Origin of the sequence: Salipiger bermudensis (assembly GCF_019801965.1) — a bacterium.
Lineage (GTDB): Bacteria > Pseudomonadota > Alphaproteobacteria > Rhodobacterales > Rhodobacteraceae > Salipiger > Salipiger bermudensis_A.
Genome location: NZ_JAHVIA010000008.1, coordinates 129,863 through 146,503, shown reverse-complemented (window position 1 = coordinate 146,503; position 16,641 = coordinate 129,863). Strand labels below are relative to the sequence as shown.

General features: G+C 67.7%; 17 protein-coding genes. 15 read left to right on the top strand and 2 right to left on the bottom strand.

Going from position 1 to position 16,641, the window contains the following annotated elements; translation table 11 throughout:
* Positions 1-112 precede the first annotated feature (112 nt).
* The 10 genes from KUV62_RS18110 (at position 113) to KUV62_RS18065 (ending at position 9,099) form a co-directional block, all read left to right on the top strand.
* On the top strand, positions 113-793 hold the full coding sequence (locus KUV62_RS18110) for an orotate phosphoribosyltransferase (RefSeq protein WP_222605133.1): 681 nt from the start codon (positions 113-115) through the stop codon (positions 791-793).
* A gap of 245 nt (positions 794-1,038) precedes the next feature.
* Positions 1,039-2,523 (top strand): replicative DNA helicase, encoded by a 1,485-nt coding sequence (locus KUV62_RS18105; RefSeq protein ID WP_222605132.1) that lies wholly within the window; start codon positions 1,039-1,041, stop codon positions 2,521-2,523.
* A 60-nt stretch (positions 2,524-2,583) separates the two neighbouring features.
* Positions 2,584-3,621, top strand: a complete 1,038-nt coding sequence (alr, locus tag KUV62_RS18100; RefSeq protein ID WP_222605131.1) for an alanine racemase — start codon at positions 2,584-2,586, stop codon at positions 3,619-3,621.
* Positions 3,618-4,400, top strand: coding sequence for an MlaE family ABC transporter permease (locus tag KUV62_RS18095; RefSeq protein WP_222605130.1), 783 nt, complete (start codon positions 3,618-3,620; stop codon positions 4,398-4,400). Before alr ends, KUV62_RS18095 begins: the two co-directional genes overlap by 4 nt.
* A gap of 26 nt (positions 4,401-4,426) precedes the next feature.
* A complete protein-coding gene (locus KUV62_RS18090; protein WP_222605308.1) occupies positions 4,427-5,173 on the top strand; it encodes an ABC transporter ATP-binding protein in 747 nt (248 codons plus the stop codon).
* Positions 5,174-5,176: 3 nt separating this feature from the next.
* A complete protein-coding gene (locus tag KUV62_RS18085) occupies positions 5,177-5,560 on the top strand; it encodes a hypothetical protein (protein ID WP_222605129.1) in 384 nt (127 codons plus the stop codon).
* A gap of 4 nt (positions 5,561-5,564) precedes the next feature.
* Positions 5,565-6,044 carry a paraquat-inducible protein A gene (locus KUV62_RS18080; RefSeq protein ID WP_222605128.1) on the top strand — a complete coding sequence of 160 codons (480 nt, stop codon included), beginning with the start codon at positions 5,565-5,567 and terminating at the stop codon, positions 6,042-6,044.
* A gap of 162 nt (positions 6,045-6,206) precedes the next feature.
* Entirely contained in the window at positions 6,207-7,064 is an 858-nt protein-coding gene (locus KUV62_RS18075) for a DNA repair protein (protein ID WP_222605127.1), read from the top strand.
* A 57-nt stretch (positions 7,065-7,121) separates the two neighbouring features.
* Positions 7,122-8,486 (top strand): DNA repair protein RadA, encoded by a 1,365-nt coding sequence (gene radA / locus KUV62_RS18070; RefSeq protein WP_222605126.1) that lies wholly within the window; start codon positions 7,122-7,124, stop codon positions 8,484-8,486.
* Between the two features lie 40 nt (positions 8,487-8,526).
* Positions 8,527-9,099 (top strand): CvpA family protein, encoded by a 573-nt coding sequence (locus KUV62_RS18065; protein ID WP_222605125.1) that lies wholly within the window; start codon positions 8,527-8,529, stop codon positions 9,097-9,099.
* 520 nt (positions 9,100-9,619) lie between these two features.
* Here the strand turns inward: KUV62_RS18065 and cydB are convergent.
* Both cydB and KUV62_RS18055 read right to left on the bottom strand, forming a co-directional pair.
* Positions 9,620-10,636 carry a cytochrome d ubiquinol oxidase subunit II gene (gene cydB, locus KUV62_RS18060; protein ID WP_222605124.1) on the bottom strand — a complete coding sequence of 339 codons (1,017 nt, stop codon included), beginning with the start codon at positions 10,634-10,636 and terminating at the stop codon, positions 9,620-9,622.
* 16 nt (positions 10,637-10,652) lie between these two features.
* On the bottom strand, positions 10,653-12,080 hold the full coding sequence (locus KUV62_RS18055; RefSeq protein WP_222605123.1) for a cytochrome ubiquinol oxidase subunit I: 1,428 nt from the start codon (positions 12,078-12,080) through the stop codon (positions 10,653-10,655).
* Between the two features lie 222 nt (positions 12,081-12,302).
* Here KUV62_RS18055 and purF point away from each other — a divergent pair, with 222 nt between their 5' ends.
* The 5 genes from purF to KUV62_RS18030 all read left to right on the top strand — a co-directional run bounded on the left by purF (position 12,303) and on the right by KUV62_RS18030 (position 16,589).
* Positions 12,303-13,769, top strand: a complete 1,467-nt coding sequence (purF, locus tag KUV62_RS18050) for an amidophosphoribosyltransferase (protein WP_222605307.1) — start codon at positions 12,303-12,305, stop codon at positions 13,767-13,769.
* A gap of 166 nt (positions 13,770-13,935) precedes the next feature.
* On the top strand, positions 13,936-14,199 hold the full coding sequence (locus tag KUV62_RS18045) for an amidophosphoribosyltransferase (protein ID WP_261395749.1): 264 nt from the start codon (positions 13,936-13,938) through the stop codon (positions 14,197-14,199).
* Between the two features lie 32 nt (positions 14,200-14,231).
* Complete coding sequence (locus tag KUV62_RS18040) at positions 14,232-14,879, top strand: SDR family NAD(P)-dependent oxidoreductase (protein ID WP_222605122.1); 648 nt, start codon at positions 14,232-14,234, stop codon at positions 14,877-14,879.
* Between the two features lie 283 nt (positions 14,880-15,162).
* Positions 15,163-15,948 (top strand): 5'/3'-nucleotidase SurE, encoded by a 786-nt coding sequence (gene surE, locus KUV62_RS18035; RefSeq protein ID WP_222605121.1) that lies wholly within the window; start codon positions 15,163-15,165, stop codon positions 15,946-15,948.
* On the top strand, positions 15,945-16,589 hold the full coding sequence (locus KUV62_RS18030; protein WP_222605120.1) for a protein-L-isoaspartate(D-aspartate) O-methyltransferase: 645 nt from the start codon (positions 15,945-15,947) through the stop codon (positions 16,587-16,589). The genes surE and KUV62_RS18030 overlap by 4 nt, the downstream gene beginning before the upstream one ends.
* Positions 16,590-16,641 lie beyond the last annotated feature (52 nt).

The following is a 16,641-nucleotide window of genomic DNA, read 5'->3' as shown; positions in this document are numbered from 1 at the left end:
AGGCGCGGCATTCACCCCGAGGTATTTGTCGAACCAGAGAAGATGCGGGGCCTTCCCTGTGGGGGCGGTTTCGGGCTAGAGGGGCGGCGTCTGTCAGCTTGGAGTGCGCCCGATGATCCCCTCGTCCTATCCCTCGTCCGAAGAAATGGCCCGCCTCACCGCGCGCATGCTGTGGGAGATCGGCGCGGTGCATTTCATGGAGAACGGTGAGCCCTTCAAGCTCGCCTCCGGCCTGCCCTCGCCGGTCTATATCGACTGCCGCAAGCCCAACTCCTTCCCGCGGGTGCGCGCGACGCTGATGGATTTCCTCACCGTCACCGTGATGCGCAACGCCGGCTTCGAGGCCTTCGACAACATCGCCGGCGGCGAGACCGCGGGCATCCCCTTCGCCGCCATGGTCGCCGAGCGCATGGCGCTGCCGATGACCTATGTGCGCAAGAAGCCCAAGGGCTACGGCCGCAACGCCCGCATCGAGGGCGTGATGACCGAGGGCCAGCGGGTGCTTCTGGTCGAGGATCTGACCACCGATGGCGGCTCGAAGCTGAGCTTCGTCGACGCGATCCGCGAGACCGGCGCCAGCTGCGCCCACACCGCCGTCATCTTCTATTACGGCATCTTCCCCGAGACCACCAAGACGCTCGGCGATCACGGCGTCGATCTGCACTACCTCTGCACCTGGCACGACGTGCTGGCCGAGGCCAAGGCACGCGGCGGCTTCGATGAAGACACCCTCGCGCAGGTCGAGGCCTTCCTTGCCGATCCGCGTAAATGGCAGGCGGAAAACGGCGCATAAGCGGTTTTTCACGCCATCCTTCGCATTGGGGAGAATCGCGAGAATTCCCCTAAATGTTGCGGCATTTGAAAGTCGTGATACGATATCAAGACGGTCGCGGGCGTGCCCCGCGATCTCCACCGGTTTATCCGCCGGTTGTCCACAAACATATCCCGATTGGTGTTTGCGCCGTCATTGGCTATCACGCACGAACCACCTGGGCAGTGGGATAACGGGGCAGAGACAGGCAAGGACAGGGCAGAGCAATGAACGACCACAGCGTGTTCAATCCGACCGGCGTCGAGGTGGAACAGCCGGAGACGATGCCGCATTCGATCGAGGCCGAGCAGCAGCTCCTGGGCGCGATCCTGACCAACAACGACATCTATGACCGGGTCGCGGCGATCCTCAGCTCGCACCATTTCTTCGAGCCGGTGCATGCCCGCATCTACGAGATCGCCGCCGCGCGCATCGCCAAGAACAACCTCGCCTCCCCGGTGACGCTGAAGGCCTTCATGGAGGATGACGAGGGGCTCAAGGAGCTGGGCGGCCCGGCCTATCTCGCGCGTCTCGCCGGCGCCGCGGTGTCGAGCTTCGCGGTGCGCGACTATGCGCAGATGATCTATGATCTCGCGGTGCGCCGCGACCTGATCCAGCTCGGCCGCGACATCGCCTCGAAGGCCGCCAAGGTCGACGTGAAATCCGAGCCCAAGGAGCAGATCGTCGAGGCCGAGCAGGCGCTCTACAAGCTCGCCGAGCAGGGCCAGACCGAGGGCGGCTTTCAGTCCTTCCTGCGTGCCGTGACCGAAGCGGTCAACGTGGCCAACGCCGCCTACCAGCGCGAGGGCGGGCTCGCCGGCATCTCCACCGGGCTCATCGACATGGACAAGAAACTCGGCGGTCTGCACCCGTCGGACCTTCTGATCCTCGCCGGCCGCCCCTCGATGGGCAAGACGTCGCTGGCCACCAACATCGCCTTCAACATCGCCAAGGCCTACAAGCGCGGCCAGAAGCATGATGGCACCGAGGGCGCCATCGACGGCGGCGTTGTGGGCTTCTTCAGCCTCGAAATGAGCGCCGAGCAGCTGGCAGGACGTATCCTCGCCGAGGCCTCGGAGATCTCGAGCCACAAGATCCGCCAGGGCGACATGGACGAGAAGGAATTCCGCCGCTTCGTCGAGGCCGCCAAGGAGCTCGAGGCCTGCCCGCTCTTCATCGACGACACGCCCGCCCTGCCGATCAGCCAGGTGGCGGCCCGTTCGCGCCGCCTGAAGCGGACCCACGGGCTCGACCTGATCATCGTCGACTACCTGCAGCTGCTGCGCGGCACCGCCGACAACCGGGTGCAGGAGATCGCCGAGATCTCCATGGGCCTCAAGGCCATCGCCAAGGAGCTCAACATCCCCGTGATCGCGCTGTCGCAGCTGTCGCGCCAGGTGGAAAGCCGCGACGACAAGCGGCCGCAGCTCTCGGACCTGCGCGAATCGGGCTCGATCGAGCAGGATGCCGACGTGGTGATGTTCGTGTTCCGCGAGGAATACTATGTCGAGCGGGAAAAGCCCTCGGACGACCGTCTCGACGAGATGGCCGCCTGGCAGGAGCGCATGAGCCGGCTGCACGCCAAGGCCGAGGTGATCATCGGCAAGCAGCGTCACGGCCCCATCGGCACGGTCGAGCTGTCCTTCGAGAGCCAGTTCACCCGCTTCGGAAACCTCGTCAAACCGTGGCAGCAGGACGGCGACGGCTTCTAGGCCCGGCCCGCGACCGCTTTCCCACTTGACGGCCCTGCGGGGTTGGATTTCAAGCAAGGCATGGCACAGGCACAGCTTTCTATCGACCTCGCCGCGATCCGCGCAAACTGGCGCGCGCTCGCCGATCTTACCACCGGCGAGGCCGGCGCCGTCGTCAAGGCGAATGCCTACGGGCTCGGGGTCGACAAGGTCGCCCCGGCGCTGGCCGCCGAGGGCGCGACGCGCTTCTTCGTGGCCGAGGCTTCGGAAGGGCTCGCGGTGCGCCGCGCGCTCGGGCCGGATCCCGAGATCTGCGTGTTCTCGGGCCACATGAAGGGCGATGCCGAGGTGCTGCGCGAGGCCCGCCTCGTGCCGATGATCAACTCGATCGACCAGATGCTGCGCCATGTCGAGGCCCTGCCCGGCCATGCGTTCGGCATCCAGCTCGACAGCGGCATGAACCGGCTCGGCATGGAGCCGTCGGAATGGTCGGCCCTGCGCGAGATCGCGCTGGCCCAGAAGCCGCGGCTTGTCATGTCGCACCTGGCCTGCGCCGACGAGCCCGAGCACGGCATGAACGCGCTGCAGCTGCGCACCTTCCGCGAGATGACCGATGATATCGAGGCGCCGCGCTCGCTCTCGGCCACCGGCGGCATCCTGCTGGGGCCGAACTATCATTTCGAGGTCACGCGGCCGGGCATCGGCATCTATGGCGGCCTGCCCTTCGCGGATGCGAAGCCCGTTGTCGAACTGCTGCTGCCGGTCATCCAGACCCGCGAGGTCACCCCCGGCGAGGCGGTGGGCTATGGCAACAGCTGGGTGGCGCGCGTGCCCACCAAGGTGGCGACCATCGCCGCCGGCTACGCCGACGGCATCCACCGGGCGCTCGCCAAGAAGGGCTATGTCTGGGCCGGCAACATCCGCTGCAAGATCCTCGGCCGGGTTTCGATGGATCTCATCACCATCGACGTCACCGCGCTCAAGGAGGTGCCAGAGCAGGTCGAGCTCCTGGGCCAGAAGCAGGGTGTCGACACCGTCGCCGACGCCATCGGCACCATCGGCTACGAGGTGCTGACCTCGCTCGGCAACCGCTACGCCCGGACCTATACCGGGGCATGAGCCTCGCCACGCCACTGGCGCTGATCGGCCGCACGGTTCTTCGGGTCCTCGCCGCCATCGGGCGGGTGGCGATCTTTGCCGGCGCGGCGATCAGCCACCTGGTTCGCCCGCCCTTCTATGCCCGCGAATTCCTTAACGCGCTGCTGCAGATCGGCTGGCTCTCGCTGCCAGTGGTCGGGCTGACGGCGGTGTTCACCGGCGGCGCGCTGGCGCTGCAGATCTATTCCGGCGGCGCCCGGTTCAACGCCGAGGCGGTGGTGCCGCAGATCGTCGCCATCGGCATGGTGCGCGAGCTGGGGCCGGTGCTGGTGGGTCTGATGATCGCCGCGCGGGTGACCTCGAGCATCGCCGCCGAGATCGCCACCATGAAGGTGACCGAGCAGATCGACGCTCTGGTGACGCTCTCGACCCACCCGATGAAATACCTCGTCGCGCCGCGGCTGCTGGCGGCGCTGATCGTGGTGCCGCTCCTGGTGGCGGTGGGCGACGTGATCGGCATCTTCGGCGGCTATTTCGTCGCCACCGGCTCGCTCGGCTTCAACCCGGCGGCCTATCTCGAGAACACAGTCGATTTCCTCGAGCCGCTCGACATCGTCTCCTCGCTGGTCAAGGGCTGCGCCTTCGGCGGCATCGCGGCGCTGATGGGCTGCTATTACGGCATGCAGTCGGGCCGCGGCGCGCAGGGCGTCGGCCGCGCCACCAAGGGCTCGGTCGAGGCGGCGGCGGTGCTGATCCTGGCCGCCAACTTCCTGCTCACCGGGGTGTTCTTCTCGATATGACCGACACCCCGACGCCCCTGCCCCCGATGATCGAGCTGCGCCACGTCGCTAAATCCTTCGGCACCAAGCCGGTGCTGCGCGACGTGCACATGAGCATCCCGCGCGGCACCTCGATGGTGATCATCGGCGGCTCTGGCACCGGCAAATCGGTGACGCTGAAATGCGTGCTCGGCCTGATCGAACCCGATGCCGGGCAGATCTTCGTCGATGGCCACGACATGCACGAGGGCGACCGCGACGCCTTCCTCGCCCGCTTCGGCATGCTGTTCCAGGGCGGCGCGCTCTTCGACTCGCTGCCGGTCTGGCAGAACGTCGCCTTCCGGCTGCTGCGCGGCGCCCTCAGGCGCCCGAAGCGCGAGGCGCGCGAGATCGCCATCGAGAAGCTGCGCCGCGTCGGGCTGACGCCGGATGTCGCCGATGCCTTCCCGGCGGAGCTTTCGGGCGGCATGCAGAAGCGCGTCGGCCTGGCCCGCGCCATCGCCGCCGATCCCGAGATCATCTTCTTCGACGAGCCCACCACCGGGCTCGATCCCATCATGGCCGGCGTGATCAACGATCTGATCCGCGAGATCGTCACCGAGATGGGCGCCACCGCGATGACCATCACCCATGACATGAGCTCGGTCCGGGCCATCGCCGACGACGTGGCGATGCTGCATGACGGTGTCATCAAGTGGACCGGCCCGGTGGCCGAGATGGACCGCGCCGCCGATCCCTATTTGCAACAATTCATCCACGGGCGCGCCGAGGGCCCGATCGAGGCCGTGAGGTAGACCATGCTAGAGCCCACCCCCATCCTGCTTGCCTTCCTGATCTTCAAGCGCTTCATCTTCCTCGAGCTCGTCGCCGCGCTGGCGCTGGCCCGGGCGATGCGGGCCGCGGGCCCCGCGCGCGGCGCGGCGGTGGTGGCGCTGGTGCTCGCGGTGATCGGCTGCATCGTGCTGCTGGCCCCGGTGGCCGGGCTCACCGGCGGCGCGGTGGCCGCCGCGGCGGCGCGGTTCATGAACATGGGCAGCGGCCTACTGCCGCTCCTGCTGCCCTCGCTGGTGCTCGCCGCCAGCGCCTACCTCCCCGGAAGCCGCGGCCGCGGGCTCGACATCGCCCACGTGGTTCTGCTGATCGTGCTCTTCGGCCTCTGGCTCGCCGCCCGGCTGGTCTGACCCCTTGGCCGCCCTGCACCTGCCCGGACCGGTGCTCAAGGGCGCCAACCTCGCGCTTCTGTTGCTCTATCCGGTGGCGTGGGTCGCGCCGCTGATGCGGGCCGGCGTGCTGCCGCTCTTCGGCCTGCAGGAGATCAGCGTGCTCTCCGGGCTGCAGGCGCTCTGGAGCAGCGACATCTTTCTCGCCTTGATCGTCACGATCTTTGCGCTGTTCGCGCCGTGGCTGAAAACCCTGGGCCTTGCCCTGATTCAGTTCGGCCTTCTCGACAGGCGCGCGCTTAGGGCCGTCAACCTTCTCGGCAAGCTGGCGATGGCCGATATTTTCTTGATCGCGGTCTATATAACACTCGCCAAAGGCATCGGCGTCGGCCGGATCGAGACGGCCTGGGGGCTCTACCTGTTCAGTGGCTGCATCCTGGCCTCGCTTCTGATTTCCTTGGCGGAATCCAGCGCAGAAACGGGCGCCGACAGCCGCGCGGGCTGATGCAAATCCGGAAACAATTCCGCGATTCGGTTAAGGATTCCCTAATCCAGACCGGGGCGCTGACATGCTGCTCAAAAAAATTCTAGGCGAAATTGCAACCTTCGGCGTATTCTTGCCGTTGTCGATTTATGCAATTCATATTTTTTCCGGGGGCATAGACCCATGATGTCGCAGATGCGTGCAACGGCTTTTCTCGTCCAGTATCTCATGCAGCGGGTCGCGTTCCTGCTGATCCTGTCCCTCGGTCTCGGGCTCGGCGCCTATTCCGCCGCTGCCGCGTTCGGGCTTGTCGACTGGCTCACCATGCCGCTCACCTTCGGTGACCAGGTGGTGCCCCAGGCCGGCATCTACATCCAGCTCGGCCTGACCGCGCTGGCGCTGGGTCTGATGTTCTTCCTGCCCTCCAATGCCCGCATAATGACGCTGGAAAACTCGCACCGGCGCTTTCACATGACGATGCGCGATGTCGCCCGTGCCTATGCCGCCTCGCATCGCGCCGACCGCGAGGGCGTGTTCCGCATGTCGTCTGAGTTCGACTCGGTGCGCGAGCGCATCGCCTTCCTCCGCGATCACCCCGATCTCGGCGATCTGGAGCCCTCGGTGCTCGAGGTCGCGGCGCAGATGAGCCATGTCTCGCACGAGCTGGCCGAGGTCTATTCCGACAGCAAGGTGCAGCGCGCCCGCGATTTCCTCACCGCCCGCCAGCAGGAGATCGAGGATTTCAACATCCGCCTCGAGGAAGCCAAGCGCGTCGCCAACGAGATCCAGAGCTGGCACATGCGCGTCGAGCTGGAAGAAGACGTGGCCGAGTCGCAGCTCGCCCGGCTCTGCGACCAGCTCGAGGCGATCCTGCCCGAGATCCGCGTTTCCGAGCCGCAGCAGCCGCCGCAGCACATCGCCACCCTGAGCAACGTGCATTCCGGCTGGGTCGGGGGCCCCGAGCATTACGAGGACGACGAGCACGAGACCGCCCGCCCGGAGCCGGTGGTGGCGATGCTGTCTCGCCGCGCGGCGGAATAACTCCCTGCGCCTTTCGAGGCGCTTGCACCTGCCATGCCGCTGCGCCAAACAGGCGGCATGGCGCGCGCATCCACGAATTTTGTCTGTCAGTCCTGCGGCAACACCACCTCGAAATGGTCGGGGCGGTGTGAGGCCTGCGGCGAATGGAACACCATCGTCGAGGAGGCGCCGCTGTCGAGCGGGCCCTCCGGCAAGACCTTGGGCAACGCCCGCGGCCGAGCCGCCAAGCTCACCGACCTGTCGCATCCCGAGGCCCCGCCGCCGCGCACCGCCTGCGCCATCGGCGAGCTCGACCGCGTCCTGGGCGGCGGGCTGGTGCCCGGCTCGGCAATTCTGGTGGGCGGCGATCCCGGCATCGGCAAGTCGACCCTGCTGCTGCAGGCCGCCGCGGCCTTTGCGCAGGCCGGGCTCAAGGTGATCTATGCCAGCGGCGAGGAGGCCAGCGCCCAGGTGCGGATGCGGGCGCAGCGGCTTGGGCTTGAGAAAGCCCCGGTCAAGCTCGCCGCCGAGACCAACCTGCGCGACATCCTGACCACGCTCGAGGAAGAGCGGCCGACGCTGGCGATCATCGATTCGATCCAGACCATGTGGGCCGACAACGTGGGCTCTGCCCCGGGCTCGGTGGCGCAGGTGCGCGCCGCGGCGCATGAGCTGACGACCTTCGCCAAGAGCCGGAACACCAGCGTGATCATGGTGGGCCACGTCACCAAGGACGGCCAGATCGCCGGCCCCCGCGTGGTGGAGCACATGGTCGACACGGTGCTCTATTTCGAGGGTGAGCGCGGCCACCAGTTCCGCATCCTGCGCAGCGTCAAGAACCGCTTCGGCCCGGCCGACGAGATCGGCGTCTTCGAGATGACCGGCGCGGGGCTGTCGGAGGTCGCCAACCCCTCGGCGCTGTTCCTGTCGGAGCGCGGCAAGCCGGCGCCCGGCTCGGTGGTGTTTTCAGGCATCGAGGGCACCCGCCCGGTGCTGGTCGAGTTCCAGGCGCTGGTCGCGCCCACGCCGCAGGCCAACCCGCGCCGCACCGTGGTGGGCTGGGACGGCAGCCGGCTGGCGATGATCCTCGCAGTGCTCGAGGCGCGCTGCGGCATCCCCTTCACCGGGCTCGATGTCTATCTCAACGTCGCCGGCGGCATGAAGGTGAGCGAACCCGCCGCCGATCTCGCCGTCGCCGCGGCGCTTCTGTCGGCGCGCGAAGACGTGGCGGTGCCGCCCGAAACGGTGGTTTTTGGCGAAATCAGCCTCTCCGGCGCGCTGCGGCCGGTGGGTCAGACCGAAAACCGGTTGAAAGAGGCGCAGAAACTTGGTTTCTCCACAGCCATTCTGCCGCGCGGCGGCAAGGCCAAGGGTTCCGGGATGGAGCTGACCGAAATGGCGGATCTCGCCAGCGTGGTTGGCGAGGTCTTCGGCGCCGGTTAAGAGGGCCCGCACAGACCGGGACGACAAGGGACAGGATCGGATGGAAGGTTTCACTGTAGTTGATGGCGTCGTTGCCGTCGTCATCGTGCTGTCGGCGCTGCTGGCCTATTCCCGCGGCCTGGTCCGCGAGGCGCTGGCGATCGCCGGCTGGATCGCCGCCGCCGTCCTCGCCTACATGTTCGCGCCGCAGGTGCAGCCGCTGGTGCAGGAAGTGCCGGTGATCGGCGAGTTCCTCACCGACAGCTGCGAGCTGTCGCTGATCGCCGCCTTCGCCGCGGTGCTGGCGCTGGCGCTGGTGATCATCTCGCTGTTCACCCCGGTGTTCTCGAGCGTCGTGCAGCGCTCGGCGCTTGGCGGGCTCGACCAGGGGCTCGGCTTCCTGTTCGGCGTGGCACGCGGCATCCTGCTCGTGGCGATCGCCTTCTTCGTCTACCAGACGGTGATCACCGCGCAGGGCATCCCGATGATCGACGACTCGCGCTCGGCGGCGGTGTTCGCCCAGTTCACCGACCGCATCGAGGAACAGAACCCCGAAGCGGCGCTCGGCTGGGTCACCCGCCAGTACGAAGAGCTGGTCGCGGTCTGCCAGGCCCCGGGTGCAAACGACGCCTGAGCCTGTTCAAAGTTTCGGAATGCAGAACGCGCGGCCCTCTCGGCCGCGCGTTTTCGGTTCCAGAGACGCCCGACGCCAGAGGTCATCACACCCTCACCGCCCGCCGCGCATCGCCGGTCCGCGGGATGGCGATCCACCCTTGGAATCCCTCGATTTATCGCTGCCACATCCGAAGGACCTCGAAGCTGAGGGCCCAGCCCCACCAGATCGCCGGCCCGGGGCGCGGACCGGCGATGCGCGGCGGCCTGCGGCCTTGATTCCGCGCTTCGCATCGCTCGGGCCGCGCCGCAAACGACTGACTCCGGCGATCTGAAGGGCCCTTGGCGCCGATCCTGCGCGTGCTTTGAGCGATCCGCCGCCCGAAAGCTCCAGCGTCAGCTCCTCGCCCCGCAGAGCGCGCACCCGATTGCCCGCCGCTACAGCAGCACCGCCCGGATCGCGTAGGCTACCGCCCCGACCGCTGCGAGACCGCACAAGTAAAGCGCCACGAACCACCCGAGCTTGCGCAGCCGCGCGGCCATCAGTGATAGCCCTCACCCGGCTTCAGCTTGCCGCGGAACACCCAGTAGGCATAGGCGGTGTAGGCCAGGATGATCGGCACCAGAACCACCGCGCCCGCGAACATGAAGAGCTGCGAGCTTTCCGGCGCCGCCGCCTGCTGCAGCGTCACCGAGGGTGGGATCACGTAGGGCCACATCGACACGCCGAGCCCCGCGAAGCACAGCAGGAACAGCCCCAGCGCCAGCACGAAGGGCAGCCAGTCCGGCCCCTTGCCCGAGGTCAGCGACCGCGCCAGCCAGAGCGTCAGCACGCCCACCAGCACCGGCACGATGGCGACCTCGAGGATGCCCGGCCAGGCCAGCCAGCGCTCGAAATAGGCGGTCTCGAGAAAGGGCGTCGCGGCGCTTACCGCGACGATGCCGCCCACCGTCACCAGCCCCGCGATGCGGGCCAGCCAGCGGGCGCGCTCCTGCAGCGGGCCATCGGTCTTGAGATTGAGCCAGCAGGCGCCCAGAAGCGCGTAGCCCGCCACAACGGCGACCCCGCAGAGCAGCGTGAAGGGCGTCAGCCAGTCCCACCAGCCGCCGGCATAGGCGCGGCCCTCGACGGTGATGCCCTGCAGCAGCGTGCCGAGCGTCATGCCCTGCGCCAGCGCCGCCACGGTCGAACCGCCCATGAAGGCCATGTCCCAACTCCAGCGCGAGAAACGGCTGGTCGAGCGCCAGCGGAACTCGAAGGCCACGCCGCGGAACACCAGCGCCAGCAGCATGGCGATGATCAGCGGGTAGGTCGCCGGCAGGATGATCGCGTAGGCCAGCGGGAAGGCGGCGAAGAGCCCGCCGCCGCCCAGCACCAGCCAGGTCTCGTTGCCGTCCCAGACCGGGGCGACGGTGTTCATCATCAGGTCGCGGTCATGCTTGCTGGGAAAGAACGGGTAGAGGATGCCGAGCCCGAGGTCAAAGCCGTCGAGCACGACGTAGACGAAGACGGCGAAGGCCAGCAGAAGCGCCCATGCGGTTGTCAGGTCGAGTGCCATTGCGCTTCCCTCCGGCTCATTCCGCCGGGGCCGCGCGGCCCCGATCCATCTGCTGCTGCGGCGTGATGCCGGCGGCGCGGGTCGGTCCGGGCTCGGCATCGGCATCGTCCTCGCCCATGTCGGGCTCGCGATGCATCAGCCGCAGGATGTACAGCACCCCTGCCCCGAAGACCGCGAAATAGATCACGATGAAGGCGATGAGCGACCAGCCCACCGCGCTCGCCCCGAGCGGCGAGACCGCGTCGGCGGTGCGCAGCTGGTTGTAGACCACGTAGGGCTGCCGTCCGACCTCGGTGGTGATCCAGCCGGCGATCACCGCCACCAGCCCCGAGGGCCCCATCGCCACCATCGCGCGCCAGAGCCAAGGCGAGGCGTAGAGATGGCCGCGCCAGCGGGCCCAGAGCCCCCAGAGACCGGCGCCCACCATCAGGAAGCCGAGCCCCACCATGACCCGGAACGACCAGAAGATCACCGCCACCGGCGGCTCCTCCTCGTCGGGCACCACGTCGAGCCCCTCCATCGCGCCGTTCCAGCCCAGCCCGAAGATCACCGAGCTGAGGTGCGGGATCGACAGCTCGTAGCGCATCTCTCCGGCCGCTTGATCCGGCAGGCCGAAGAGGATCAGAGGCGCGCCGTCCTCGTGGCTGTGGAAATGCCCCTCCATCGCTGCGATCTTCACCGGCTGGTGCTCGAGCGTGTTGAGCCCGTGCTCGTGGCCCACCATCACCTGCAGCGGCGCGGTGACCACGATCATCCACATTGCCATCGAGAACATCCGCCGCGCCGCCGGGTTGTGCGCCCGGCCGCGCAGCAGCTGCCAGCCGCCAACGCCGCCTACGATGAAGGCGGTGGTGAGATAGGCCGCGGTCAGCGTATGCGCGAGGCGATAGGGGAAGGACGGCGTGAAGACGATGGCCCACCAGTCCTCGGGGATGAACTGCCCGTCGGCGTTGATGCCGAAGCCCTGTGGCGTCTGCATCCACGAGTTCACCGACAGGATCCAGGTGGCCGAGATCGCCGTGCCCACGGCCACCATCGCTGTGGCGAACATGTGCAGCCCCGGCCCCACCTTGTCGCGCCCGAAGAGCATGATGCCGAGGAACCCCGCCTCGAGGAAGAAGGCGGTCAGCACCTCGTAGGCCATCAGCGGGCCGACCACCGGCCCCGCGAGATCCGAGAACACCGACCAGTTGGTCCCGAACTGGTAGGACATCACGATGCCCGAGACCACGCCCATGCCGAAGGCGATGGCGAAGATCTTGACCCAGAAATTGAACACCCGGAGGTAAACCCCGTCGCGCGTCCAGAGATACAACCCGTTAAGCACCGCGAGATAGCTCGCAAGGCCGATGCTGATCGACGGGAAGATGAAGTGGAACGACACCGTGAAGCCGAACTGGATGCGGGCCAGCAGCGTTGCGTCGAGGCCGAGGAATGTGTCCATGCCGGGGTCTCCGTGGTTGCTTGGCCCACCACCTAGACCGGTTCGCCGCCCGTGCCAGAGGCAGATCGCGGCATGTGGTCGCGTTTAGCGGTCGTATACTCTCCTCATGATTGCGCGCGACCAGAGTTTTATGATCCTTCCGTGACATGCATCGCGGATGCGATTATGTGGGGGCCATCTCTCCCAATACCGGATTCGGAGCTGCCCTTGTCCGAGCGCCATATGCCCCCCGCCCATCCCTTCGATTTCGATGCCGTAGATGGCGACAAGCTGCATGAGGAATGCGGGGTCTTCGGAATGATCGGCGTCACTGACGCCGCCAATTTCGTTGCCCTCGGCCTGCATGCGCTGCAACACCGCGGCCAGGAGGCCGGCGGCATCGTCTCCTACCATCCCGAGCACGGCTTCAACTCCGCCCGCCGCTTCGGCTATGTCCGCGACAACTTCACCAAGCAATCGCTGATGGAGACCCTGCCCGGGGCGCTGGCCATCGGCCATGTCCGCTACTCGACCGCCGGCTCCAAGGGCGCGCAGATCCGCGACGTGCAGCCGTTCTTCGGCGAGTTCTCGATGGGCGGCGCGGCGATAGCCCATAATGGCAACATCACCAATGCCGAGGCCCTGCGCCGCGAGCTGATCGAGCGCGGCTCGATCTTCCAGAGCTCTTCGGACAGCGAATGCATCATCCACCTGATGGCGCGCTCGCTGCAGCGCGACATCCCGGCCCGCATGGAAGACGCGCTGCGCCGCGTCGAGGGCGCCTTCTCGGTCGTCGCCATGACCCGCACCAAGCTGATCGGCGTGCGCGACGCGCTCGGCGTCCGCCCGCTCGTGCTCGGCAAGGTCGGCGACGGCTGGTGCCTGTCGTCGGAGACCTGTGCGCTCGACATCATCGGCGCCGAATACGTGCGCGAGATCGAGCCCGGCGAGATGGTGGTGATCACCGAGAAGGGCGTCGAGAGCACGCACCCCTTCCGCAGCCGCAACTCGCGTTTCTGCATCTTCGAGCATGTCTATTTCTCGCGCCCCGATTCGATCATCGGCGGCCGCTCGGTCTACGAGACCCGCCGCCAGATCGGCGTCGAGCTGGCCCGCGAGGCGCCGATCGAGGCTGATCTCGTCTGTCCCGTCCCCGACAGCGGCACCCCGGCGGCGATCGGCTACGCCCACGAGAGCGGCATCCCCTACGGCATGGGGATCATCCGCAACCAGTACATGGGCCGGACCTTCATCGAGCCGACCGAGCAGATCCGCAACATGGGCGTGCGCCTCAAGCTCAACGTCAACCGCGCCCTGATCCGCGGCAAGCGCGTGGTGCTGGTCGACGACTCGGTGGTGCGCGGCACCACCTCGCGCAAGATCAAGGAGATGATCCTCGATGCCGGCGCCGCGGAGGTGCATTTCCGCATCGCCTCCCCGCCGACCGCATGGCCCTGCTTCTACGGCGTCGACACGCCCCAGCGCGAGAAGCTACTGGCCGCGACCATGTCCGAGGACGAGATGCGCGATCATCTGGGCGTCGACTCGCTGAAGTTCATCTCGCTCGACGGCCTCTACCGCGCCGCGGGCGAGGCCGAGGGCCGCAACAACAGCTGTCCGCAGTATTGCGATGCCTGCTTCTCCGGCGAATACCCGGTCGAGCCCGCAGACATGATCGAGAAGGGCTTCAAGCTCAAGGCGGCGCAATAAGCGTCGCATCGGCGCGCCCCTGCCGGCGCGCCGGCTCCTTCCCGCCGATCCGCCGCCGGTGATCCCTGCGCTCACGGCGGCGTGACGGTGCCCCATCTTTCCTGTCTCTGCCTCGGGCCTTATTGAGCCGCCCATTCTAAGGGGACCATACAGGAGGATGGCCAGAATGGCTCAGCAACAGACCCCCAGACAGGTCGCAGAACGCGCCACCCAATCGGTTGACCTGCCGCGCAACGGCCCGATGCTGCTCGGCGTGTTCGGCGACGCGCGCGCGCCGGAGGCGCTGGTGCGGCTGCGCAGCGGCCGGCTCGACACCGTGGCGCTCGGCGATCGCGTCGATGGCCGCGAGGTGGTGGCGATCGACGATGGCCGCATCGCGCTGGCGCGCGGCGGCAAGGCGACCTGGCTCGAGCAACTCGGCGGACGTTGACAATCCCCGCCGCGCGGGCCAATGGGGCAGGCATGACCGACCAGATTGCCATCGTCACCGGCGCCTCGCGCGGCCTGGGCTTCGCCCTCGCCGAGGCGCTCGCGCCCCGCTACCACGTCGTCGCCGTCGCCCGCACCGTGGGCGGGCTCGAGGATCTCGACGACCGCATCAAGGCCCGCGGCGGCAGCGCCACGCTGGCGCCCATGGACATCACCAAGCAAGACGCCATGGCGCAGCTCTGCCGCTCGGTCTATGACCGCTGGGGCGGCGCCGCGCTCTGGGTCCACACGGCGATCCACGCCGCGCCGCTGGCGCCGGCGAGCCACATGGAGCCGAAGGATTTCCAGAAGGCGCTCGACATCAATGTCGCACCGATGGGCTACCTGGTGCCGTTCATGGCGCCGCTTCTGGGCGAGACCGGCCAGGCGCTGTTCTTCGACGATGCCCATGCCGGAGAGCGCTTCTACGGCAATTACGGCGCCACCAAGGCCGCCCAGATCGCTCTGGCGCGCTCCTGGCAGGCCGAAAGCGCTAAGACCGGCCCGCAGGTGCGGATCCTGGAGCCGCGCCCGATGAACACCACCACCCGGATGCGCTTCCACCCCGGCGAGGACAAGGACGCGCTGGCCACCCCTTATGCCGAGGCCGCCCGCCTGCTTGGCGAGGCCGGGATCGCCTGACGTTCCGCGACCTGCGCCAGTGTTTCCTGCCGGACGCCTCCGGCGGGAGTATTTTCGACGAAGAGAAGCCTGGGGCGCAGCGCTCCTGCCTTCTCTGGTTTCCAAATACCTCGGGGGTGAATTGGCGCAGAGCGCCAAGAGGGGGCAGCGCCCCCTGCCACGCCTGCAACCGCGCACGCGCGTTCGGGGCGCGGCAACAGCCCCACACTCCGCCAGGGAACGCCCGCGCACGCTTGCTCCACCATGTCACATTGCCTATTCAGGCCGAAAGACAGGGGTTTCCATGCGCATTCTCATCACCAATGACGACGGCATCAACGCGCCCGGGCTTGCCGTGCTCGAGACCATCGCGGCGGAGATCGCGGGTCCCGGTGGCGAGGTCTGGGTCGTGGCGCCGGCCTTCGAGCAATCGGGCGTGGCCCATTGTATCAGCTACACCCACCCGATGATGATTGCCGAGATGGGACCGCGCCGCTTCGCCGCCGAGGGCAGCCCGGCCGATTGCGTGCTCGCGGGCGTACATGACGTGCTCAAGGACAGCCCGCCCGATCTCGTGCTCTCCGGCGTCAACCGCGGCAACAACTCGGCCGAGAACGTGCTCTATTCCGGCACCATCGGCGGGGCGCTCGAAGCCTCCCTGCAGGGGCTGCCGGCGATTGCCCTGTCGCAGTATCTCGGCCCCGAGACCCGCGACCTGGAAAACCCGTTCGAGGCGGCAGCGACCCACGGTGCCGCGGTGGTCCGGCAGATCCTGGCGACGCGGGAGGCCGCTGAGGCCGATTACAGGCTGTTCTGGAACGTCAACTTTCCGCCCGTGCCGGCGGCCGGCGTGAAGGGCGTGCGCCTCGCGGCGCAGGGCCGGCGCGCGGGGACCGGCTTCTCGACCGAGCCGCACCTGTCGCCCTCGGGGCGGCGCTTCCTGTGGATCCGCGGCGGCGACCAGCGCGTGCCGGCGACGCCCGGCAGCGATGCCGACGCCAATCTCGCAGGCTACATCTCGGTCACGCCGATGCGCGCCGATCTCACCGATCACGCCGCGCTCGCGGGGCTCGAAGGCGATTTCGCATGAGCTTCGACGCCGAGGCCAAGATGCAGTTCCTCTTCGCGCTGCGCTCGCACGGTGTCACCGATCAGAGCGTGCTGCAGGCGATGGAGAAGATCGACCGCGGCGCCTTCGTGAAGGGCTATTTCAACGAGCGCGCCTACGAGGACATGCCGCTGCCGATCCCCTGCGGGCAGACCATCTCGCAGCCCTCCGTGGTCGGGCTGATGACCCAGGCGCTGCGGCTGACGGGCCGCGAGAAGGTGCTCGAGGTCGGCACCGGCTCGGGATATCAGGCGGCGGTGCTGAGCCAGCTGGCGCGCCGGGTCTACACCGTCGACCGGCATCGGCGGCTGGTCGCCGACGCGCGCAAGGTCTTCGAGGCGCTCGACCTGTCGAACATCACCGCCTTTACCGCCGATGGCAGCTTCGGCCTGCCCGATCAGGCGCCGTTCGAACGCATTCTCGTGACCGCCGCCGCCGAGGATCCGCCCGGCCCGCTCTTGGCCCAGTTGCGGATTGGCGGTATCATGGTATTGCCCGTGGGCCAGTCGGATACCGTGCAGCACCTGATCCGCGTCACCCGGACCGAGCAGGGCTACGATTATGACGAGTTGCGCCCCGTGCGCTTTGTACCGCTGGTGGAAGGTCTGGCGAAGGAAAGCTAGGCCGCCCGGCTTCACATCCATGACGTCCCGGCGACAAGGGGCGCATATGAGG